This window comes from Leptospira ainazelensis (genome assembly GCF_016918785.1).
GTDB lineage: Bacteria > Spirochaetota > Leptospiria > Leptospirales > Leptospiraceae > Leptospira > Leptospira ainazelensis.
The window spans coordinates 142,210-165,058 of record NZ_JAFFPT010000071.1; the positions used below are offsets into that span (position 1 = coordinate 142,210).

The 22,849-nt window shown below is 42.8% G+C and carries 21 protein-coding genes and 2 tRNA genes; 8 read left to right on the forward strand and 15 right to left on the reverse strand.

The window, feature by feature from the left end; all coding sequences use genetic code 11:
* Window positions 1-83: 83 nt before the first annotated feature.
* The 5 genes from JWG44_RS16425 to JWG44_RS16445 are packed head-to-tail and all read right to left on the reverse strand — an operon-like array spanning window position 84 to window position 4,546.
* Window positions 84-1,535, reverse strand: coding sequence for an FHA domain-containing protein (locus JWG44_RS16425; RefSeq protein WP_205276082.1), 1,452 nt, complete (start codon window positions 1,533-1,535; stop codon window positions 84-86).
* Between the two features lie 21 nt (window positions 1,536-1,556).
* Complete coding sequence (locus tag JWG44_RS16430) at window positions 1,557-2,324, reverse strand: ATP-binding cassette domain-containing protein (protein ID WP_205276083.1); 768 nt, start codon at window positions 2,322-2,324, stop codon at window positions 1,557-1,559.
* Between the two features lie 9 nt (window positions 2,325-2,333).
* Window positions 2,334-2,921, reverse strand: coding sequence for a D-sedoheptulose 7-phosphate isomerase (gene gmhA, locus JWG44_RS16435; RefSeq protein WP_205276084.1), 588 nt, complete (start codon window positions 2,919-2,921; stop codon window positions 2,334-2,336).
* Between the two features lies 1 nt (window position 2,922).
* The gene (locus JWG44_RS16440) at window positions 2,923-3,696 is read right to left on the reverse strand and encodes an LBBP_01157 family protein (RefSeq protein ID WP_205276085.1); all 774 of its coding nucleotides are present in this window, start codon (window positions 3,694-3,696) and stop codon (window positions 2,923-2,925) included.
* A complete protein-coding gene (locus JWG44_RS16445; protein WP_205276086.1) occupies window positions 3,686-4,546 on the reverse strand; it encodes a glycosyltransferase family 2 protein in 861 nt (286 codons plus the stop codon). The genes JWG44_RS16440 and JWG44_RS16445 overlap by 11 nt, the downstream gene beginning before the upstream one ends.
* Window positions 4,547-4,655: 109 nt before the next feature.
* Between JWG44_RS16445 and JWG44_RS16450 the strand changes: the two genes are divergently transcribed.
* The gene (locus tag JWG44_RS16450; RefSeq protein WP_232371691.1) at window positions 4,656-6,752 is read left to right on the forward strand and encodes an O-antigen ligase family protein; all 2,097 of its coding nucleotides are present in this window, start codon (window positions 4,656-4,658) and stop codon (window positions 6,750-6,752) included.
* Between the two features lie 22 nt (window positions 6,753-6,774).
* Here the strand turns inward: JWG44_RS16450 and JWG44_RS16455 are convergent.
* Window positions 6,775-6,860: transfer RNA gene (locus JWG44_RS16455), tRNA-Leu, on the reverse strand.
* 14 nt (window positions 6,861-6,874) lie between these two features.
* Window positions 6,875-6,945: transfer RNA gene (locus tag JWG44_RS16460), tRNA-Cys, on the reverse strand.
* Between the two features lie 129 nt (window positions 6,946-7,074).
* Here JWG44_RS16460 and JWG44_RS16465 point away from each other — a divergent pair.
* The 4 genes from JWG44_RS16465 to JWG44_RS16480 all read left to right on the forward strand — a co-directional run bounded on the left by JWG44_RS16465 (window position 7,075) and on the right by JWG44_RS16480 (window position 9,952).
* Complete coding sequence (locus JWG44_RS16465; protein ID WP_205276087.1) at window positions 7,075-7,515, forward strand: DUF4505 family protein; 441 nt, start codon at window positions 7,075-7,077, stop codon at window positions 7,513-7,515.
* A 297-nt stretch (window positions 7,516-7,812) separates the two neighbouring features.
* Window positions 7,813-8,277 carry a hypothetical protein gene (locus JWG44_RS16470; protein ID WP_205276088.1) on the forward strand — a complete coding sequence of 155 codons (465 nt, stop codon included), beginning with the start codon at window positions 7,813-7,815 and terminating at the stop codon, window positions 8,275-8,277.
* Window positions 8,274-8,678 carry a pyridoxamine 5'-phosphate oxidase family protein gene (locus tag JWG44_RS16475; RefSeq protein WP_205276089.1) on the forward strand — a complete coding sequence of 135 codons (405 nt, stop codon included), beginning with the start codon at window positions 8,274-8,276 and terminating at the stop codon, window positions 8,676-8,678. The genes JWG44_RS16470 and JWG44_RS16475 overlap by 4 nt, the downstream gene beginning before the upstream one ends.
* 2 nt (window positions 8,679-8,680) lie before the next feature.
* Complete coding sequence (locus JWG44_RS16480; RefSeq protein WP_205276090.1) at window positions 8,681-9,952, forward strand: adenylate/guanylate cyclase domain-containing protein; 1,272 nt, start codon at window positions 8,681-8,683, stop codon at window positions 9,950-9,952.
* Here the strand turns inward: JWG44_RS16480 and guaA are convergent, their stop codons facing one another.
* Window positions 9,953-11,764 carry a glutamine-hydrolyzing GMP synthase gene (gene guaA / locus JWG44_RS16485; RefSeq protein ID WP_205276091.1) on the reverse strand — a complete coding sequence of 604 codons (1,812 nt, stop codon included), beginning with the start codon at window positions 11,762-11,764 and terminating at the stop codon, window positions 9,953-9,955.
* 95 nt (window positions 11,765-11,859) lie between these two features.
* Here guaA and queF point away from each other — a divergent pair, with 95 nt between their 5' ends.
* Both queF and JWG44_RS16495 read left to right on the forward strand, forming a co-directional pair.
* Window positions 11,860-12,261, forward strand: coding sequence for a preQ(1) synthase (gene queF / locus JWG44_RS16490; protein WP_205276092.1), 402 nt, complete (start codon window positions 11,860-11,862; stop codon window positions 12,259-12,261).
* 16 nt (window positions 12,262-12,277) lie between these two features.
* Window positions 12,278-12,544: a SemiSWEET transporter gene (locus tag JWG44_RS16495; protein ID WP_205276093.1), complete on the forward strand. Its 267-nt coding sequence runs from the start codon at window positions 12,278-12,280 to the stop codon at window positions 12,542-12,544.
* 355 nt (window positions 12,545-12,899) lie between these two features.
* On the opposite strand, the gene JWG44_RS16500 is transcribed toward JWG44_RS16495, so the two are convergent.
* From JWG44_RS16500 to lsa33, 5 genes are all read right to left on the reverse strand, one after another.
* Window positions 12,900-13,526 (reverse strand): hypothetical protein, encoded by a 627-nt coding sequence (locus tag JWG44_RS16500; RefSeq protein ID WP_205276094.1) that lies wholly within the window; start codon window positions 13,524-13,526, stop codon window positions 12,900-12,902.
* Window positions 13,527-13,741: 215 nt separating this feature from the next.
* Window positions 13,742-16,177 (reverse strand): NHL repeat-containing protein, encoded by a 2,436-nt coding sequence (locus tag JWG44_RS16505; RefSeq protein ID WP_205276095.1) that lies wholly within the window; start codon window positions 16,175-16,177, stop codon window positions 13,742-13,744.
* Window positions 16,178-16,432: 255 nt separating this feature from the next.
* Window positions 16,433-17,521 carry an AraC family transcriptional regulator gene (locus JWG44_RS16510; RefSeq protein WP_205276096.1) on the reverse strand — a complete coding sequence of 363 codons (1,089 nt, stop codon included), beginning with the start codon at window positions 17,519-17,521 and terminating at the stop codon, window positions 16,433-16,435.
* A 243-nt stretch (window positions 17,522-17,764) separates the two neighbouring features.
* Window positions 17,765-18,832, reverse strand: a complete 1,068-nt coding sequence (locus JWG44_RS16515) for a helix-turn-helix domain-containing protein (RefSeq protein WP_205276097.1) — start codon at window positions 18,830-18,832, stop codon at window positions 17,765-17,767.
* Between the two features lie 332 nt (window positions 18,833-19,164).
* Entirely contained in the window at window positions 19,165-20,094 is a 930-nt protein-coding gene (gene lsa33 / locus JWG44_RS16520; RefSeq protein ID WP_205276098.1) for a surface adhesin Lsa33, read from the reverse strand.
* A 243-nt stretch (window positions 20,095-20,337) separates the two neighbouring features.
* Here lsa33 and JWG44_RS16525 point away from each other — a divergent pair, with 243 nt between their 5' ends.
* Window positions 20,338-20,559, forward strand: coding sequence for a ferredoxin (locus tag JWG44_RS16525; protein ID WP_205276099.1), 222 nt, complete (start codon window positions 20,338-20,340; stop codon window positions 20,557-20,559).
* A gap of 286 nt (window positions 20,560-20,845) precedes the next feature.
* Here JWG44_RS16525 and fliM read toward each other — a convergent pair whose 3' ends face one another.
* A complete protein-coding gene (gene fliM, locus JWG44_RS16530) occupies window positions 20,846-21,871 on the reverse strand; it encodes a flagellar motor switch protein FliM (protein ID WP_069607178.1) in 1,026 nt (341 codons plus the stop codon).
* On the reverse strand, window positions 21,868-22,848 hold the full coding sequence (locus JWG44_RS16535; RefSeq protein WP_205276100.1) for a hypothetical protein: 981 nt from the start codon (window positions 22,846-22,848) through the stop codon (window positions 21,868-21,870). Before JWG44_RS16535 ends, fliM begins: the two co-directional genes overlap by 4 nt.
* Window position 22,849 lies beyond the last annotated feature (1 nt).

Sequence of the window (22,849 nt, forward strand, 5' to 3'; positions counted from 1 at the left end):
TTTCCATCGTTGGGAAAATGGGTCTTTTCGTCTACCCGGATCTATTCTAAGCGACTTGGAATGAATTTGGAAGAATGAAAATTCTATCTCGCGCGAAAAACAAAGACCGTCTTTCCGAGACTGATCTCGTCGAAATCGTAGAGAACCCGAGGCCTTAGAACCTTCTTCCCGTTGAGATACGTGCCTGCGTCGGAAATGAGATCGTAGAGGACAAATCGATTTTTGATCTTTCGGATTCTCGCGTGAAGTTTGCTCACGTTCGGATCTGCGACCAAAACGTCCGACAATTCCCCCGCGCCCAGAGTCGTTTCCGCTTTTCGAATCGGAACCTGTTTTCCGGGAGTACGTCCTTCTTTTTGAATCAAGGTTGCAAGATCGTAGGCTTCCGCAGATTCAAACTCGGATTCGTTCACGGGAAGAGAACGAGCCACATAAACTCCTTCCGGATTTGCATACGGAGAAGTGTGAAACTGATCCCCATACATTCTCTGATAGACTTCTCTTTCTTCACCTCGCGCGTGAAATCTGCGTTCGGCTTCTCCATTGGACGGGTTGGAAGATTCTTCCGGATCTTTTTCTCTTTTGAACAAAAGTAAAAGCCCGATCAAAGTAAGAATCAGTAAGAATCCGATCGTGGGGAGAAAAACGCCGGGACTTAGGAAAACAAAACGAAGTTGTTTCATTGCTCCGGGTTTGTACGTATAAGTGAACTTTCCGCCTCGGCTCGACTCCCAATCTCCTCGAAGAAAAGCGCCTTCACCTTTCCAAAAGTCTTCTTGAAAGGGAGAATCATACTGAATCACCGCCGGATGTTTGTGAAAGTATTCCAAGTCCGCTAAAAAACGCGAAACGGAATCGGGAGCGTCCAGCTCATACAATTCTCCTCCGTAAATTCGAACGAGTTCTTGGTTTGCAAAGTTGCGCTTCCCAAAAACCTGAATCGGAAGACCGGACGTGGACAAACCTTGTCTGAGTCCCGGAGGAAGTTTGTATTCCGAATCCGAAACCAAAAGTGCAAGATAAGATTCTCCGGTTAAAATCGTATTCAATTTTTGGAATACAAGATCCAGGTTCACTCCCGTGTTGGAATTGCTGAGAGAACCCGGAACGCGCGCCTTGAGAAGAGCGGCTTGTCGATCCAGATCCTTTTCGACAACGAGAAGATCGTCCGAGAAGAAGATAAAACTAAAATGATCCTCGTCGCCGCTCGCCTGAACGATCTTTTGCAGAAGACGGGTGTTAAAATTATTCTCTTCCAAACTCGTTCCGGACTGGACTAGAAAAACCGTATGAACCGATCTCGATCCTTCTTTGCGAGTCACCTTGGGACGGAGAACCGTTCGGTTTTCCGAACCGCGAGATTCTCGGATGAGAAAGTTTTCTCTTTCCAATGGAAATTGTTTTTTATCTCGGATCGAAAGTTGAATCGAAGGATAGGAGGACGCGTCGATTTCCTCCATTATAAATGGGGATTTCTGGGCAAAAATCGGGAAGGTAAATAAAACCAGTGTTAGGAGGACTGCATAACCCATCATTCGCTCGAGTAGTTTCTAAGATCAGCTTCCCTGTTCAAACAGTTTTTTTCCATATTCGGAACTTGGATTCAATTCTCCTGATTTTCCGCGGGAAACGACCTCGGCCCATTCTCCTTGATAGAGGATACTCATAGTATCGGCTATCGCCTCGACGATGGAGATTTCGTGGGTGATAAAAATGAGAGAAAGTCCCTTTTCCTTTCGGAATTTCATCAGAAGTTTTAAGGCTTCCGCTTCGCTGATCGAATCCAAGGCAGCGGTCGGTTCATCGGCTACGATGATTTCTGCGCCCGAATACACGGCCAGAAGGATCAGAATTCTCTGTCTTTCCCCGCCCGAAAGATTCCCCGGAAGTCCCTCAAACGCACGTTTGGGATCGTGGATGTAAATGGATTCTAAAAGTTTGAGAATCTTCTCTTTGTTTGCGTATTCGCGATTGGTAAGGGAGAATGCTTCGAGAATCTGAGATCCCGTTTTGCGATACGGATGAAATCCCCAGACCGGATTTTGCGGAACCAAGGCGATTTTTTTGCCGCGGAGGGGCAACCATTCTCTTTCCGTAAAGTAACGAGCGTCCATTCCTAAAAATTGAAACCGATCCGATCTCAAAAATAGTTCCTTATCGGCCATTCCCAAAAGACAAGAAGCCAGCGTGGACTTCCCGCTTCCGGATTCGCCCACGATACAATGGACTTCTCCGGCTCGCAGGGAAAAATCGATTCCTTTCAGAATATGGTGTCCGGGAGTGGAAACCTTCAGATTGGAAATTTCGATTAAGGAAGAATTCACAAAAAAGAATTATTCTAAATTGAAAAGACTGAACTCAACGATGCTGCAGAGAATATGTCCGATCAAAATATGAGATTCTTGAATTCTTGCCGTGACCTTGCTCGGAACGATCACGTCGAGATCCGCGAGATTTTTCATCTTACCGCCGTCTCCACCTAACAACGATATGGTTTTCACTCCTCTGGTCTTCGCCTTCTCCAATGCAAGAAGAACGTTTTTGGAATTTCCGCTCGTGGAAAGACCGATGAGCAAATCCCCTTTTCTACCGAAGGCTTCGATTTGTCTGGAAAATACTTCTTCATAACCGTAGTCGTTCGAACACGCGGTCAACACCGCAGAGTCCGCAGAAAAAGACATCGCCGGAAGGGCCTTTCTTTCGTTTCCGGATTTATAACGGACTACAAGCTCGGCCGCGATATGAGACGCGTCGCAAGAAGAACCTCCGTTCCCACAGAGAAAAACGGTATTTCCCGCCTGCAAAACTTTGGAAACCAGTTCGCCCGCTTTTGTGATATCCTCTAAAATCGAATCGATTAATTTCTGTTTGGTGGAAATAGAATCTCGGATCTGACCGAGAGCGATTTCTTTGATATCCATCTTAAGTAGTACCTCTTTTTATCCGTATCTGTTCCAATACTCGGAAGAATTCCAATTTTGCTTTTTCAAAATCCTGGAGCGAAAGATTTTCCGAATAAGGAGAGTTCTCTTTTTGATTTCCGCTCACGTTCAAAAAATACAATTCGTCCGAAACGATCGACTTCATTCTTTTTGTGGAATTAGACTGGAAGAATTGTTCGAACTCCGGTCCCATATAAACGAGAAGAATTGCAAGAAGGCTCGGTTTCAAACGAATGAGAACCTGTTGTTTCCAGATCGGTTCCCAGTTGTAAAAATCCTTCCAGGATTCCGGGGAAGAACCGGATTCTCCGTATAAAACCTTTAGATCCTCGGCGATTCCCTCGGGTTGAAATCGGGAGAATACGCTTTTTAGATCGTTATGTTCGTAGGAAAGAATTCGATTGAGCTCCGCTTCCGGAACAAACACCACGCCGGAAATTTTTTCCCCTTGCAAACTCAGGAAATTACCGGTGGAAACTACGAGAGAATATTCTCTTCCGTTTTTTTCCTTTCCTTCGAGACGAAACAGTTTTGGACCATTCTTTAGAATTTTATAATATTTTGTTTCATGAACGACGCCGCTCGCCTTTTTCCGGGTTACAAAAAAACGATCCGCCTTTTCTCTAAGTTCGGAAAGTTCGCGTTTGTATCCGTAGCTTTCTCTAACGGGAGGCGCTTCTTCAACGTGTCCCTTTTTCTTTTTTCTTCTTCGAAAAAAAGAAAAAAATCTTTTTAAGAAAGACTTAATTCCCATAACCCTCTTTTACGTTAGACGGCCTTTCAATGATCTTTTTCTCAAGCTCGTATTGTTTTGCGTCTTTTAAAAATGTGGAATACGCGGAGGAAACCGCGATGACCCAGCCTGGAAACCCGTCCAAAAATCCGAATTTAAAAAAATAGGTTTCGATAAACTTAGAAAAAGGTTTGTAGATCGTTCGAAGAAGTGAAAATCGTTTTCCTTTTTTTTGTCTCGTCATCGCTACAATCGAGGAAAATTGATTGATCGTGTTCACCTGGTGAGTGAGGTCGCGAAAACTATAGTGAATGATATCTCCGGAAAGTTTTCCGCCTTTTCCTTGTATGCTGATATAATCGTGGGGATTTTCTCCGACCCAAACCGCGTTTCCTTTTTTGAAGACGCGGTAACGAAACTGAGGATACCAACCGGAATAACGAATAAATCTTCCCATATGAAAGGTAAGACGGGAAACCTGAAACCCGTTTCGATCGTCTTCCGATTTTTCTTTGAATTCGCGAAGCGAACTTTGTAATTCGGGAGAAACTCTTTCATCCGCGTCCAAAGAAAGAATCCAGTCGAACTTACAAAGCGCAATCGCGTCGTTTTTTTGTTCGATATGTCCTTTGAATTTTTGTTTGAAGAATCGGACGTTCGGATACGACTTAGCGATTTTTTCGGTTTGATCGGAGCTGATCGAATCGAGAATCACGATTTCGTCGGCGATCTCAAGACAGGATTCGATACATTCTCCGATATTTCTTTCTTCGTTATAAGTGATGATGGCGACTGATATTTTTTTTCCTTTCGAGGAAGGATCGGTTTTTTTTTCAGTTTTCTTTTTCTTGGCTGGAATTGTTTTACCCATCTGTTCGATTGATTCCTGGAATCAGTTCTTTTTTCTAATGGTAGAATGAATTCTTTCTCTGTCATTGGTTTTTTAAGGGAATTTTTTAAGAACTTCCGAGGAGCAAACATTGAAAGAAGGATTTGTAAAGAATACGGAAAGGTTTTCCCTCTATTCTCTTTGTTTGTTTTTGCTGAGTTTCCCGCAGTCAGTGAGCGTCTCCCAGATCTTCGCGGGACTTATGATCGCGACGACCTACCCCCTTCTTTATTTCAAAGTCGAATATCGGGAGAATTGGAAAAAAATTCGGAGTTTCTTTTTCATCTTTTTTGGAATCTATCTTCTTTCGTTTTTCTCCTCGCTGATCCAAGCCGATTCCTATTCTCCCTTTTTTAAAAAGTTTCTCAAACAGTCCGAGTTTGGAGATTTCTGGATGCTTTTGATTCTCCCGGCCTCTTTCCTAATCGCCTCTCAAGAAAAAAATCGAAGACCACTTCGAAACTTTCTCTACGCGTCGGCTGCAATCGCCGTCCTTTTAGGTTTCGTAAGTCTTTTTTCGGAGGTAAGAATCGGGAAGTTCATCGCCAACGGATTTCGATACGCCCCCGGAGATCGACTCCAGCATTTTTCGGGGAATCTCGGACCGATCAAACTCTATCTTCCTATCGGAATGATGAATACTCACCTAACGTTTGGAGGACTTTTGGGACTCGTCCTCCCCGGACTACTTTTGGATTGGTTTCAAAACTGGAAGGAAAAGAAGAATTTTGTATTCTATCTAAAAACTGCGTTACTCGCCGTTGGCTGGATCGTTCTTTTTTTCAACCAAAGTCGTTCGATCTGGCTGGGGGTATCTGTTCTGCTCGCCATAGCCGTGTTACACGGAACCTTCTCTCTCAAACAAAATTTTCCCGAATTCTCGGTCAAAACCAAGTGGATTTTTGGAATTTTATTTCTCTGCGTTTTGTTTTCAACTGCTTTTCTTTTTCGAAACAACTGGCTGATCCGGAGATCGGTTTCCCAAATATTCGAAGTTCATAATACTGAAAATCAGAGATACTATATTTATAAGAATACGATTCCACTTTTGAAAGATCATCCTCTATTCGGAGTCGGAGGAGGAAACTACAAGGATTCTCATTGGAAAGAATCTTCCAAAATGATCGAGGCTCAGGAGCAGCTCTGGTACGAACTCTATATCACCCCGAGAGGGCACGCTCACAACGATCTTCTCCACTTTGTTGCGGTGGGAGGAATTTTTGCCGGAATTCTGTTTCTCTGGTTTTGGTGGAAGTTGTTTGAGAAATTTTTTAAAATCGATCCCAAAGAAATGGGAAGTCTTTCGATCGGGACGATCGGAATCTTCAGCATTTTTCCGGCGGGTTTTTTTCAGTGTTATCTTTTGGACGACGAGGTTCTCCTTCCATTTTTTGCCTTTTGCGGAATCTTTCTGGCCGGATTCAAAAATTCCGATTCGCCAAAAGTCGGCGATGCTTCTAGTCCCGAAAAGGATAAGACAAACGGAAAGACAGAATTTGGATTCTCTTTTAGTGCGACTAAAATGGGAAAATGGATCGACTCTTTTGACTTTCATTGGAAACTTTTTTTCAAAATTTTAGGCGCGATCGGAATTCCACTCCTTTGCTATTGGCTTTTCTGGATTCCACGTTTGAATCTAAAACCGCTCGAAGTCTACAATCGAAGAGTCAGGGCTTCCGATTTGAATCTTGTAAAAACGGTTCAGAAGAATATTATAAAATTGGAATCTTCTCGGGTAATATCCGAAAGCTCGGATTCAAATCTGACCGTCTCCGAGGCCTCAAAACCGTTTCAAGTCGAGGGTTGTCTAACACATCGATTCCCGAATCCGCCGATTCCGCGAACGATTCCTTTTAGTTTTACGATCTACATCGCCGAGAACGCGACTAACGTTCCAAGAAAAGCAAAAATCGCGATCGTCTCCAGGGATTCTTTCGATCAGGACCAACTCTATTGGGCGCAAGGAGAAACCGATCTGGGCGAGATCGAAGTTTTTTTAAAACCGGGAAAAAATGAAATTCTGATTCCGAATTTTTTAGTAAATACTTTCCCAAAAGAATTTCCGGACGAAGTTTTTTTTAGAGATTTTCGAATTTCCTATTCCGATTTCGAAAAAGAAGGAAGGGCAGATTTTCCAAAACTGTATTTTGGAAAGATTTGTGATACGGTAATTCCGCAGACGAGGTAGAATGTCTACGGGAAGAAAACCATGGTACCTGGAGCGAGACTCGAACTCGCACGAGATTGCTCTCACAGGATTTTAAGTCCTGGGTGTCTACCATTCCACCATCCAGGCAGATACAAAGTGACAGGCGTCGCCCGGATTCGAACCGGGGATCAAGCTTTTGCAGAGCCATGCCTTACCACTTGGCCACGACGCCGTTACAAGGTATGATTTTAAGGGAAGGTATGATGTCAATAGAAAAGTCTTTTCAGCGTTTCCTGGGGCTTAGTTTTACTTTTTCCATGAGATCAGCTACAAGGTTCAGTACCGTTCCGAAAGGCTTTTTATGAGGCAAAGAAGAAGCTATTTTTATCGGATGGACTCGAGAGGCCGTCTTTTTCACGAAGAGACCGAATTGAACGACCCGCATTTCTTGGATTTTTTTATTTCCAGAATCCGGAAAAATGAAACGGGGATCCATCCGGAATTTCCCTATCTTTCTATTTGCGCCGGAGAATGGAATTTTATCCAACCCACGACGTCCGTGTTCGTATTTCAAAAATTGGAAGAGGAAAAACTTTTCTATTCGCCAAATCACTCTCTTCGCTTCGAACCCGATCGGTTGAGAATTTTTCGAAATTCTTTGGTTCATCCGGATCCTTTTGGAGAATGGGGCTTTTTTTCCAGCGACCTTTTGCTCGAAATTTCCAATCGAATGATAGAAAGAGAAAACGAGTTCTATTTTCAAACAAATTCGGGAGAATTTCGGATTCCGGTAATCTTATAACATCCTCAGAGCAAATTTTTCTCGCTCTCTTCCGATTCAATCGAAAGGAAAAATTGAATAGAGAAATCAAATCAAAAAAACCGCTCAGACAAAAAGTAGAAATCCATCCCTTCTAATTATCAATCTACAAGAATAAATATTATATTCTTCCTCAAACAAACTAAAGTTCAAATTATTTGAATATTCAACTAATAGAATTTATTTATCAAACTCAGCTCCATCGTCTCTGAATTCTTCTTGCCCCAGATCTACCGACAAGAAAGGATAAGGCACTTTTTTCTAAAAAACGGAGGTAGAATGTTATCGCAGGAAGATTTAGGCGAAATGAACGGGCCCTTATCGATCAGTATCGCGACAAGAAACTCAAATCTCAAACCGCATTTCGCAAGGGCTTTTGGAATTCGATGGAATGAGGAACAGAGACTGATAACGGTATTAGTCCCGAAAGTTGTAGCTCAAACTTGTTTAGAAGATATCCAAGACAACGGACTGATCGCAACAACCGTAGCTCACATGTCCTCTTTTAAAACCAGACAGTTCAAAGGAACGGTACAACAAATCAACGAATGTTCGGATGCGGATTACGAGTTGATGCAAAAAATCCGAGAGGCCGGATCCGAGACGAGCAAGATGTTCTTTGGTCCGAATGCCGGAGAAGGTTGGGGAAAATACATTCTAAAACCCGCAGTGGCAATCACGTTTGAACTTTCCGAACTTTTTGAACAATCGCCCGGAGCCAAGGCAGGAGAAAAACTAAAATGACCTTAGAAGAGATTCAACCTTGTTTGCAAGGAGTGGTTCCGAGTATCATGGTAACCTCGTCCAAAGACGGAATTCCGAACGCAACGATCGTAAGTCAGGTTTATCAAGTGGACGAGACTCACGTCGCAATCTCCAACCAATTCTTCGGGAAAACTCATAAAAACGCCGTGGAAAATCGACACGCAGTTCTTCAAGTTTTGAACCCTGAAAATCTAGAGCCGTGGATCTTAGAAATTTATTATCAAAGAACTGAAACCGAAGGCGATCTATTCGACGCAATGGAAATGCAACTGGAAGCCATCGCATCCATGTCCGGAATGAGCGACGTATTCAAACTCAAAGCGGCTGATATCTTCGAAGTTCGTTCCGTAAGCAATCTCGCCGAAGCGAAGGAGATCTAATCGTGCCGAACGATCAGGAGATCGAAAATTTTAAAAAACAATTCGTAGAAAACCAAAAGGGTATCGAAGAATTAAACCAGAAACTTCATCGTAAAACGAGAGAGGTCGAGATCATCCAATCCATTTCAGCTGAAATTTTGAACACGCTCGATCTGGATCAAATTTTCGAAAGAATTATGAAAGTGATGGATGAGGTTTTCGGTTTTAAGCACGCCCTGATCCTGATGGTCCAAGAAGGATTAGAGATTCTGAAAGTAGTCGCAAGCCGGGGTTACGAAGAAGTAGGGATCGGAGCCAAGGTGGAATTCGGACAGGGAGTGATCGGCGTCGTAGCAAAAAGAAAAAAAATCATGCGTATGGTCGGAATTTCCACGCAAATGCGTTATGCGGGACAGGTCGGTCAATCCATGGGTATGGAAGAAAAAAAAATCGAACTCCCCGGTTTGAAAGACGCCAAAAGTCAGATCGCAATTCCGCTTCTTGTCAAGGAAAGACTGCTCGGAGTATTCGCGGTGGAAAGTTCCGAGATGAACGCCTTCAAGTTGTTAGACGAAATGATTTTGAGCATCGTAGGAAACCAAATTGCGGTCGCGATCGAAAACGCAGCCGCTTATCACACACAACAACAACTCTCGGAGGCCTACAGCCGTTTTGTTCCCAAGGAAACGCTCGCGCTTTTAAGCAAACGATCGATCTTAGAAACCCAACTCGCCGACCAAACGGAAGGTCTGATGACGGTGATGTTTTCCGACATTCGAGGGTTTACGACTCTTTCCGAAAAAATGACTCCGAGCGAAAACTTCCGTTTTATCAACGACTATCTCGGAATGATCGCACCCGTGATCCGAGAACACCACGGTTTTATCGATAAGTTTATCGGAGACGCGATCATGGCGATTTTTCCGACTCGTGCCGAAGACGCGATTGAAGCCGCCTTAGCGATGAGGAAAACGTTACGGAAATTCAATGAGATCAGAAAAAACCAGGACCAAGAGGCCGTCGATATCGGAATCGGAATTCATACCGGTCATCTGATGCTGGGAATCATCGGACACGAAAATCGGATGGAATGTACGGTCATCGGAGACAGTGTCAATCTTGCCTCCCGAATCGAAGGTCTGACTAAACAATTCGGATGTCCGATTGTTGCGAGCGAAGTTACCATCGCGTCTTTAAAAGACGCGAATCAATTTCCTTATGAATTTCTGGACGAAGTTACGGTAAAGGGAAAATCTCAGGCGGTCAAAATTTACAAAATTGAAAGTGAGAATTGATCATTCCCACTCAATCGTTCCCGGCGGTTTGTTCGTAAGATCAAAAAAGACGTAACGAATCCCGGGAATTTTGAGAACTTCCGTTTTGATTTCCTTTAAGAGTTCCCGCTTCATCGGAAAGAAGTTCGCCGTCATCGCTTCCTGCGATTCCACGGGACGAAGTACAATACTTTTTTCGTTTTCTTTTTCTCCGATAGGAAGAAGCACGACCGGCATCTGCCAGATCTGATTGTAAAGCCCCGCTTTGAAGATCAAAGACTCTACGATAAAATCGGCTTCTCGGAGGAGATCGGAACACTTCTTATCCAGTTGCATTCCGGTAAAACGAAAGGTAAGATTTTTCACGTCCTTCTCAAAAGGAAGAAGAACAACACGATTGATAAAGGAAAACTGATTGGAAAGATGAGTCGCGACTCGATCCAGAGTTTTCCAATCCGTATCGATATCGTTTAACACCGCGCAGTTGGAATAGGATCTACGATCGCCTTTTACACCCACACTCGCCACCGGAAGAATTTTTCCGGACAGCCCGCTTTGGGTCGAAAGATAGGAATCGATCTCTTTTTGATCTTCCTCCTTACTCGTCTTTTCCACCGCGAGCATACGAACCACAAGACCGGGACCGGGAAAAGGATGGCGCCCCACCCACTCCGGTTCCAAACCGAGAAGAACTCCGAGGTCGCGAACCTCGTCCTTATAAAGATCCCGAATCGGTTCGATGACTTTTCCTTCTTCGATGAGTTTTTGAATCGCTTCGACTCTGTTGTGATGAGTTTTGATCGTATGAGAATGTTTGGTTCCTCCGGATTCGATCGTGTCCGGATAGATCGTTCCTTGACCGAGAAGCCAATCCCCGTGTTCCAGATCCAGTTCTTTGACGGCGCGATCCCTCGCTTCTAAAAAAAGATTTCCGACGATCTTTCTTTTTTCTTCCGGATCGGATTTCCCCTTTAGACTTTCGTAAAATAGATTCGATTCGTCTCTCACCGTTAGGTGAATATTTTGGGACTTGAGTTTTTCCTGAAGAGGAAGAACTTCTCCCTTTCTCATAAACCCGGTATCGATCAAAAAACCGAGAACTCTTTCGGTTCCAAGGGCTTTACAAAGAAGGAGATAGGAAACGGTGGAATCGACTCCGCCCGAGACGAGCATAAAAACCTTTTGTGCCGGTTTTACGGTCTCTTGGATTTCTTTGATTTTTTCTTTGAGGAATTGATCGATTCCCCAGGTGCGGGAAGCTCCGCAGATCTGAATAAAATTCTCCAGAAGAACTGAACCTTTTTCGCTATGACTCACTTCCGCGTGAAATTGAATTCCGAAAATTTTCTTCGAAGAATTTTCTACGACCGCATAACCGCAGTCTTTGGAAGACGCGATTCTTGAAAAACCGTCGGGAAGTTTTACAACCTCGTCCGCGTGATTCATCCAAACCTGTTCTCCACCCACAAAATTCTTCAATAAAGAATTTCCATTGGAAGAATGGAGCTCTAACGATGCAGGTCCGTATTCTCCCGTGCCGGAACGTTCTACAACTCCGCCCAAAAGTTTCATGATGAGTTGGTGGCCGTAACAGATTCCTAAAACGGGAATTCCGAGTTCAAAAAGTTTTGTCGTGATGGTCGGAGAATCCGGTTCGTAGACGCTTTCGGGGCCTCCGGAAAGAATGATGCCGGCGTATTTTTGATAATTGGAAAGAGGTTCCTCGTTGGAAAGAATTTCCGTATAAGCACCGAGTCTTCGAATCCTGGATGCAATCAGGTGAGCATACTGCCCTCCGAAATCAACAACGGCAATTTTTTTTTGGATTTCCATTCCACCCTCGGAGAACTTTGATGCAGACTCAGATTCCGGAAAAAGAATTTTCCTGGGTGAAAGATTGAAAAGTCTGGTCATGAAAGGAAGAATTCATGGAAACCATCAATCCAGAGACCTACGACGGAAGACAAGATCATATCCCGGCCCTAAAAACTCCCGAAATCGAATCTTTCACCAATGTTTACGAGGGAAAGGATTATACAATCGATTTTACGGTTCCAGAGTTCACCGCGGTTTGTCCTAAGACCGGTCTTCCCGATTTTGGAATCATTGAAATTTCCTATGTTCCCACCGACCGTTGTATCGAACTCAAGTCTTTCAAAGAATATATTCTGAGCTATAGAAACGTTGGAATCTTTCATGAGTTCGTTGTAAATAAGATCCTTGACGATCTTGTCAAAGCGATCGATCCGAAATATCTCAAAGTTATCGGCGATTACAATCCGCGCGGCGGGATCAAAACGATCGTAACCAGAGAATACAAAAAAGCGTAACGGAGCTTTTCTCAAAATGGATTCAGTTACTTTCTTAGGTTATATCGCTTCTCTTTTGACAACGGTTTCCTTTCTTCCTCAACTCATTCGAATCGTTATGGGGGGAAGCACAAAGGACATTTCAAGAAACATGTATCTCGTCTTTGTGATAGGCGTCGTGTTTTGGTTTGTCTACGGTTGTCTCAAACAGGACTTTCCGATCATACTCGCGAACATATTCACGTTTATTTTCACTTCGATCATTCTCTTTTTCAAATTGAGAAACGACGCGAAGGGAGAATGAGAAAATTTCAAACTTTTTTTTCTGTATTGTTTTTGTAAGAGTTCCTACTTTTGGAACTTGTTACTTGCAAAAAGTAGAATTTTATGATAGAGCAAAGTCTCCCGGAGTTTCGTTTAACGGAGGATTGTCGTTGTTAAGATAAATATTTGCTAAAATTCAAACAAATTATGAGTGAGGCTCTGCAAATTTAGAGCGGATCACGGAGTTGCACTTCGACAATTTAAGAAAGCCGGGGGCGACTTTTTTGGTTTTTCATCTTCCTTAGTTTAGGATATTTTATATTTATATTATATCAAAACCAACATTTGAATCAGTATGCGACCCAATATTTAGGATTCGCATACTGAGGTATAACTTACTTAATGATTGAAATCCAATCAGATTCATTAAAAATTTCTTTAGCTTTCGCGAGCAAGTTTTGCTTGTCAGCATCTGAAGATTCTGATTTTTGCAAGGAACCTGCATATAGCAGACTTTGAGCATAAGTGCTTTCAGCCGTGGAAGTCAAAGTGTGAGCACGATTTCCAGAATCCACTCGAGACCAAGCAAGGTCATCCTGGCTTGAATTTGTCGTAAATTTTCCCGCATAAACGAATTCATTTTTATTCACTTTGATAGTAATTTTCGCAATCGAATCCTTATCTAGATAATGAATCACAGGCGTGTCGTTTTGATTTTGCTTCGCCGCACCTGCTAAAAGAACTGTGTAGGTTCCAGGTTCCGCATTTATTAAGTAAACGTAACCGTTTGCAGCAAAATTACTTTGGAAAATTTTTGGAGTGGCTTTCTTTTCTTTTGGATCCGCTAACTTTACAAAGAGAACTTCGGATGCATCCTTTGAAAAAAAGGCAACCGGAGCTTGTAAAACGAAAGAAATAGCTATGATAGAAAGGTCAGCAGAACCTTTTTTCTTGAGAGTTTCCGGTAAAGAGACACAACCAACCATCGTCATCAAAGTTAAGAACACAATAAATCTTTTCATGTTTTCCTTAAGAATATTTTGAATTTTTTATCACATTTTTAGTGCGGCACTTTTCTTTCAAATAAAAATCTTTAACCATTCTAAAAACTAAATTGCCTGATTTGAATTACTTTTTCATAAAGTTCCCGTCCCAAATTTTTACATTGCAGATTATACTAAAAAGCTTGGAATGCACGTGAAACCTGCTACGAGATTTTTAAAATTTTATAGCTAACTCATTCCATCTTTCGAATGATATGATCCGTATCATCCGAGATAAAAATATTAATTCCATCGGACGTGATTCCATAAGGAGTCACAAAGGAAGCCGCAGTCGTCGCGGAGCCTGGACAGGGAGGTGCGGAATAGCGCACCCCCGATGTTGTTCCTATCTTTCCAATACACCCTGAAATCGTTTCCGTAGGATGCGGAGACGTAAGATCGATCGTTCGAATCAATCCGCTTCCTCCTTCCGTCACATAAAGCCTCTGACCGTCCGAGATAAGTCCCGTCGGCGCCGAAAACGCGGCTCCGATTCCAGTAGGCGCGTCATAAGAACCAGTAGTACCTCCAGCGATCACAGAAAGAGTAGAAAGTGAAAGATCCAATTTTACGATCGCGTCCGCGTTTGTGCTCGCAATAAAAAGTGTATTCCCTTGTAGATACAATCCTTTCGGAGCGTTCAATCGGGTCGCAGTAGCGGAACCGTTTCCGATCCCCGCAAGACCCGTTCCTGCAATCGTAGACACACTTCCCGTTCTCTGGTCGATCCTTCGAATTCGATGATTCGTAGTATCGGAAACATAAACTTTGACCCCGTCCACCGAAAGATGATTCGGCTTATTAAACCTTGCACCCGCGATCGGCCCATCCAGGAACCCGGAAACGTTGGCGGGAACGATCGCCGTCTGTATTCCCGTTCCCAAATCGTATTTTACAATCGTAGAAGAATTCTCCCCACATGCGTAAACATACACTCCATCGGTGGCAACTCCTCTCACTTTGGAGAATGTAAAAAGATCGGAAACGTTTCTTGTGGAGATCTCTATTGCTCTCACTTTTCCGTTCATATAATCCGCAACAAAGATATTCTTTCCGTCCGTGGTTATATGACTCGGATCGTCAAAAATTGAGGCATTTCCGATTCCATTGGCGTGACCGTTTGTGGCCAACTGCCCTGCGAAAATAATTCCTCCGGTCAAAACTTCCATGTTTCCCGTTAGAAAAGAAAGATCTTTGAAAACGGAATTTCCTCCTGAGATCACTCCGCTTGTTCCCGTCTGGCAATGAATTCTAACATCCGTTATATGGGAACTTACGATCGTTCCGTACATCATAGCGATCTTACAAAATTGTCCGGCCGGACTGGAAGTGACCTCCAAATGAAAAGTTTCCGAAGCGGCCAGACCCAGAGGCATCGTAAAAGTTCCGTTCGAATTGATATTCAGCGTATCGGAATTTACCGAATTCCTCAAGGTCAAAGTTCCGGATAAACCGGTGACGCTTCCTCCCACGCTGTATTGGTTGATACAAACGATCGATGGAGAGGAAACATGAGTCCCGCCTATGGTTCCCGATCCCGAGCTTACACTACAAAGTTGTAACGGCGAGGTTGGTTGACTGGAAACGGCTACGGCGTAGGTGGATCCGTCCGCAAGGGAGGTTGGAAATACAAACGTAGAACCGGACACCGTGATCTCGTCTCCTCCATTGTTCGTAAGTTTTAATCCGCTTCCGGTCAAACCCGTAACACTCCCGCCGACGGTATAAGAATTCGTCGAACAATTGATCGCCACATTGGTGACATTGGATGAGGAAATCGATCCGCTTCCGTTAGAAATCGAACATGTCTGAGCCGGCGCCGTAGGTTGTGCGGAAACAGAAACTGTATAAGCCGCCCCGCTCGCTACCGAAGTAGGAAAAACAAACGAGGTCCCGGAAGGGGCAATTTCATCACCTCCGTTATTTCTCAATTTCAAACCGGTTCCTAAAAGCCCGGAAATACCACCTCCAACGGAAAAAGAACTCGTAGAACAGGTCACGAGTACGTTCGTAATATTCGCCGAGACGATAGTTCCGGTTCCGTTGGAAACCGAACAAACCTGAGTGGGAGAAGACGGTTGTGTGGAAACGGAAACGGAGTAAGCTCCTCCACTCGCGATCGAAGTCGGAAAAATAAAGGAGGCGCCGGAAACGCCGATCAAATCCGTCCCGTTATTGAACAAAGTCAAACCGGAACCGGATAAACCGGTCACACTTCCGCTTACAGTATAAGAGGAGGAAGAACAAACCACACGGACATCGGAAACGTCCCTCGCCGCAATCAAACCGGATCCATTGACGACGGAACAAGTCTGGTTTGGACCCGTGGGATTTGCAAGGACCGTCACGAGATAAGTTTTCTGGTTTTCTAGGAGAGTCTGAAATTTAAAATCCCCGCTTAAAAGAACGTCTAACGTTTCTCCCCCGTTCAATTGTAATCTAAGACCTGTTCCGGTCAGACCTGAAATCGAACCCGAAACCGAAAAAGGACCGGGACCCACAACTGAAGTAATTGGAAATCCAAAAATACCTTTGAATGAAAGGCTCTGCTCGCCTCTATCTCCCAAACAACCTTGGAAAAAAATAAAAAATAAGACCGTTGCTACATTGGACAATCTAAAGAATTGCATTCATTTCTCCCAAATCGCTGCTCCCCAAGCCTCCGTCATCCGCGTTAGTAAACTGGATTCATTCTAGTATTGGAAAACAAAGGATAGGATACTCGAAATCGGAAAATCTATAAATTACTCTTATAAAGAGCAAATCCCTACTTTATAAGATTCCTATTTTACAGAAAGAGGTTGAAATTCTTCGTTCTTTATAAAAGGAAAACTCGGTTCTGGTGCCTTAGATCCGAACAAAAAGGCGTTTTATAGAAAGAATATCTAAATCTTTCCTTTTTGCTTCCGAAAGGATCGCGGCGTCACACCCACTTCTTTTTTGAAAGTCGCGTTGAAAACGGAAAGCGAATTGAATCCGCTTTCAAACGCAATTGTTAGAATGGTTTTTTCGTCTTTGTTGAGAAGAGAATGTTTAGCCTCTTGGATTCGATGGAAGTTTACGAAAGAATTAAAATTCGTGTTCAAATATTGATTTAAAAGTTCCGAGAGCTGATGTGGGGAAATCTCCAACCTCTCCGCCATAGATTTTAAACTCAGACCGGAATCCAAATGTATTCTTTCCATTTTCATCAAAGAAACTACTCTCTTTTTCATTTCTTCCGGATCCAACCGACTCAGGGTGCTCTTTTCATATTGAAGACGACTCATCGTCTCGGAAAGAAGATTGAAAGTAATGGGGTAAATCTGACTTACAAAAAACGTATAAATGATAATGCAGAAAAAAAGAAAAAGAAGAAGCTGATACAGCTCTAAAAAGTGATCTTGAAACTCAAGTAAAAACCTGGTTCCGATCAATATACTAACCGAAGTAGAAATGAAAGCGATCAGAAATATGACGACGATATGGAGGGGCCAGCGGATTCTTAAAAAATTTCCTTTAAAAATTCTAAAAAAATTTCTGGCAAGAACTGCCAAATATCCGCAAGGGACAAAGGAAACTACATAGTAAAGGACGTTGTATCGACTTTTAAAATCGGAGCTCAGATCCTGGAACGAAGGATTTCTGATAAAAACCAAAATCGTATCGCAGAAATAATAAATCAAAAAAATCAGAGCAGGCAGAAGATGGACAAACATTTTTCCATCCGAAAATTGCCGGGCTCCGACTATCATATTAAAATAAATAAAAAGAGAAGGCCCGATGAGAAGAATGAAAAAAATTTCCACCGCATAAAAATGGGAATATTCCATCCAGAATCGGCTGAGAATAAAAAACCCTTTGAGCTGAAAGATTCCCATCGAGGTAAAAATCCCAAAAAGAATCCAGTTTCTGATAGAAAATCCCTTCAAAATCTGCACGACCGCGAGCATAAATGAAAGAAGAGAACCGAATAAATAAATAGTATTTAGCATCTTACGATCTCTGAAAGATAAAAATTAATTCTCCTGAGTTCATTTCCAATGGACGATAGTGCATCGTAAAGAACTTACAGCGCCTCAAAACTCAATTTTACTTATCAGAATGATCAAGCTGCAAGGTTCTGTCCCCGTTTGGGAGAAACCTTATAATATCCTCCAATGTTTCCCATCTCTAAAGAGAAACAAAAAAATCTTTCGCAGATCGAAACTTTCAAAAATAACTTAAAAAAAAACTCCTCAATTCACAGTAAAATTTGTGGACGAGGAAGAAAAAACTTCCGCGTGATTCTCTCTAAATTGTTTCGGCGTCAATCCAGTTTCTATGTAAAAAGCACGATGAAATGCGGAAGTGGAATTGAATCCTACTGCGACTCCGATTGACAAAACGGTTCGATCCGGGTCATCGAGAAGAATCCGTTTCGCAGCTTCCACTCGATACGAATTTATGAAACGATTAAAACTCAATCCTAAATATTCGTTGATGAACGCTGAAAGGTGATGAACGGAAATTCCTATGTCCTCCGCCAAGGAAGGAAGTCTCAAGTCTTCGTCTAAATAGACCTTTTCCTCCTCAAAAAGAATTTTCAATTTTTTATCGACGGCTTGAAGATTGAGATTGGCAAGAAGATTGTATTTCGTCTGGGATTTCCGATCCGGGTAAGAATTCCGTTCCATTTCCGATTCCTCGGAATCGGAGCCTCTGCCGTTTCCAACTTCGTTTTGAGAAAGGAAATTCAATCTCTCCTTTGGAATGATTTCGTGAAGAACGATCGGAGAAAGGAGGATAAAGTATTCATCGAGTAGAACCAACGTAGGATGAGAAGAGAATCCATAAGTTTGTTTGATCGCCTCCATCGCCTTTACGACCAAAATCACCGTGAGAAAAGGAAGTATGTTCAACGTTTCTTCACCGGTTCTCCGAAAACGAATGAGAATATCTGCAAAAATCAGAATGTAATAGATGCAGATAAAAAAGGAAATCGATGAAATCAAATCAGGAAGCGAATTTTTCGGAAAAAATTTCCAAACTGCAACAATAAAACTCGAAGTCAAAATCGATTGAATTCCGATTATGACCGGATCCATGAGCCTCCATTTGGAATCATAGCTCCGTTCTTTACTAACTTCCGATCTCAACTTTTTTTGAAAGTGGTAAAATACGAGAGCCGCCAAGATAGAAAAGAAAACAAAAAAGAATTCTAAGACCGAATAGAAAAAACCACCTTCCGTCGAAAAACTGGTAGCAGAATAAGACCAGAGAATACATCCAAGGGAAAGAAAAAGAAGAGCTCGATACGATCCCAATTCATAAGATTCCTTTTTGAAACGTAACAGGCCTATCAGTATATAAAGCAGAGCTGATATAGTTAAGAAACGATTGTCCATAATTTCCCATTCATCGTAAAATCTATCTCATTATAATTCTACTGAGAAAAAAATTCCCCCGAAATGATAAATTCGGAGGAAAATAATCAATAGAATCCGGTGAAGTTTTTGGTTTCACAGCGTATCAGAAGATATCGTTTCTTATAGTTCGCATAAACAACGAACTATCTATAAATAGGGAATTGTTATTTTCTAAAAATGAGAAACCTCGACTTCGCTTAACAAACGAAATCGAGGTTTGGCAAAAAGTCTTATTGAGGTTTGACTTGGTCTTTGAGAGATTTTCTGGAATTTTCCAAGGCTTCTTTGTCCTTATCGATGCCCGACTTGATGTTTTTTCTTTCTTCGTCTGCGGCATTTTTAATGGCTTCTTTTTCGGCCTTTCCGGATTCCTTAACTTCATCGATCATTCTTTTATTTTCTTCTTTTGTAGAATTGATCAGTTCCTGGTTTCTCTGTTTCTGTTCTTCCAGACCTTGGAGAATTCTTTCCTTGTTTTCCTTAAAATCTTTGAGAATTTCTTCGATCTGTTTTCTTTGTTCTTCCGTTACGGACTGAACTGTAGCGGCGTCTTCCTGAAGTTCCTTGAGTTCATCTTCGGACAACTTTTCTTCTTTCTGATTTTTACCATCCGAGGTCACTTTTTCCCCTGCATCCGCGACGTTGGTTTGGTCAGGGTTATCGTTATCCACGACTTCTACGGATCCGTCCGAAACGAGTGTTTCGGATTGATTCCCTTCGGCTTCTACTTGGAAATCGGTTCCACGAACGGCGGCGGTCACGGTCGGAGTGCTGACTTTGAAACCGGAAGATTTACCCAGTTTCGTACCGACCTTGGAAAAAATCTTTCCTTTGTTTAAACTCAAATCTGCATAAATTTCCGAATTCTTTGAATCCACAAAAATCTTATTGAGAGTAAGAATCGTGTTTTCCTTTACACGGATGATCACGCCGTCCATCAGCTGAACGTCCGCATAAGAAGCCTTTCCGGTTTCGATTTTATCCTCCGGAAGAATGAATTCGGAAACCCCTACTTTCTTTTCCTTTCCGGCCTTATCCGTAAGTTTAACGGTTCCTTTGATAAAAGTAAAAACACCGCCCTGAAGGTCCTCTTTTTTGGATTTGCTACAGTCGATTGCGAATAAGACGATCAAAGCCAGGCATAAACCCTTTTGAATCATTCTGGTTCTCCCATTTATAAATTCTTTCCCGGCAAGGTAGCACGAAATTTATTTCTAGTCCAGAGTTTTCCCTCTTTTCGAACTCTTTGTGGAATACGATTTGTCAAGAATTCTCAGTCTAATCGTTTTCAAAGCGAAAAGAACCAAAGAAAAGGGGTTGCCGTCTAAGTAGTGATTAGAAAATTGATCTTGGAACCTGTTTTTTAAGCGACCGGGAGAACCAACTCAGGAGAATCGAAGCCTATGGCGACTAAAATTGCGTATGTAGACAAGGACAACTGCACTTCCTGTAATCAATGTGCGGACAATCTTCCGAAATACTTTCAGATGGATGACAATGATACTTCGGAAACTCATATCGGCGGAGAGTCCATCAACAACGCTGCGATTCCCGAAGAAGACTGGAAGACCGTTCAAAAAGAAATGGACGAATGCCCCGGTGAATGTATTCAGTGGAAGAAGTAATTCTACACTTTCTTTTTTGAAGAAATGCAAAAGGCGGCTTAAAGGCCGCCTTTTTTGTTTCCAAAGCCTTTGTTGAGAAGCGAAAGGACAGATTTTTTTGAAATTTTCCCATTCTTCAACAAAACGTCTTCTGGAAAAAATTCTTCTCCTCACCCAAACTCGATCGGAAACCGGCTTGGCATTCCGGCCTACGCTCACTTCTCTTGTGAACTGCGCGAAGGATTTTCTTCTCGAAAAGCTACCGCGTTTGAGGCATTCGACTTCTCAAAAAAAGAAAAACTCGGAATCAGTATTCTTGTTCCGATCTTGTCGAGCCTAAGAGTTCGTCCGGAATGTCTTCGACCCGATCTCCGATCTGAATCGCAAGTCTGCTTCCCACTCTGCCCGGAAGACATTTGAATTTTTTTCTTTCCCCGACCTTTACCGTCATCTCGGATCTTGTGGAAGTGTTCTCGAGTTTGACCACGTCTCCCACGGAAAGATTCATAAAATCGTTGATCGAGACGTCCACGGATCCGACTTCCGCAATCAATGGAATCGCCACTTGATCCAATCGTTCCTGGATCACCGCGCGGTTCTCGTCCAATTCCCCTTTTCGAATCGAAGAATACCAGTATTGCGCGGATAATTTATTGATGATCGGTTCGATCGTGATATAGGGGATACAAAGGTTGGTCATCCCTTCCACTTCCCCGATTTTGGTTTCGAGTGTGATCAAAACCACCATGTCGTTGGGAGGAACCACCTGAGCAAACTGAGGATTGGTTTCGATGTTTCCCAGACGAGGTCTTAAGTCGATCACCGTAGACCAAGATTCTCTCATGTTTCCGAGAATTCTTACGATGATCCCTTCCATAACGCTCATCTCGATCTCCGAAAGTTCTCTGGAAATCTTTGCCTGTTCTCCCTTACCGCCAAACAGACGATCGATGATCGTAAACGAAATCGAAGGATCGATCTCTAAGATCGCGGAACCGCGAAGAGGGTCCATGTTGATGACCGCAAGAGTGGTCGGGTTTGGAATCGAACGGATAAATTCTTCGTAAGTCAACTGATCCACCGATGCAACGTGCACCGAAACAAGGGCTCTAAGCTGAGCGGAAAGACCGGTCGTCGCAAGACGGGCAAAGGTTTCGTGCATCATCTGTAGAGTACGAATCTGGTCCTTTGAAAACTTATCCGGACGTTTGAAGTCGTAGATCTTTACTTTTTTTTGTTCGGAAACGGAGGCGTAGTCCGACTCGTTTACTTCTCCCGAACTGATGGCGCTGAGCAGCGCGTCAATTTCATCCTGCGATAAAATCTCTGTCATTTCTTTACCTTCGCCACTAAGTTAGACACTTTCCAAAAGCCTCCCTGTTCGTCGGGAACTCTTCTCAGAGTGTATGTGTATTCGTATTTAGAACGGAGTCGATTCAGTCTTCTTTCCACAAAAACCGTAACCTTCGCCAAACTGGGAGTAACGTTTTCTACGCTCTGAATTCTATAAGAATTCAGAAGTCCGGCTCTGGACTCGGTGAGATATTTTTTAAAATTCTCAAGAAGAAAGTCTCTTTCGGATTCTTCCGATCGATTGTATTCTTCCGAATACTGATCATAAGCTTGTATGTATTCCGGAAAATAAATCCACTTGAAATGATGGGTCCAATTTTTTTTCTTCTCGGATCCTAGGAAAAGATGAATCACCTCTTCCGGCTCCAGGCCGTCCACCGTAGGATCTTTTTCGGGAATCGCGGAAAGGACCGGTTCCTTGTGTTTTTCCTCGTAAAAGAAATAGGGCTGATTTCGAGAACGGATAAAAAGAGCGGGCATCTCGGAGATATTCGGATGAAAATACGCCGTTACAAAGTATTTTTTTCCCGGAACGAGATCAAAACGGGAATTGAGATCGATTTCTTTGGAAAAAACCTCGTCTTTGTGAAGGATAATTTCTTTGATTTCTTTTCCTTCCAGGGATTCGATCGTGTTTCTGCGTTTTAATACGGGATCGATTCTTCTTTCCTCGTCTCTTTCCGGAATTTGATTTCCGTCCTCGTCGCGAACCAGGATTCGATACGATTCCAAATCTCTTCCCGAAGGAAAAATTCGAACCACCTCGTTTCCTGTGTTTGTGATGGACATCTTGACCGGAATCCGGTCGGTTTCCCGAAAATGAATCTTTTTTAGATCCAAGGAAATGATTCCCTGTTGTCTGAGATAATTTTCGGAAACGGAACCTCGGGCGTCCCTTTTGGGAAAAGCCAGGAGGATCCAAGGAGTTAAAAGGATGGCGAGGAGAATCCGGATCATT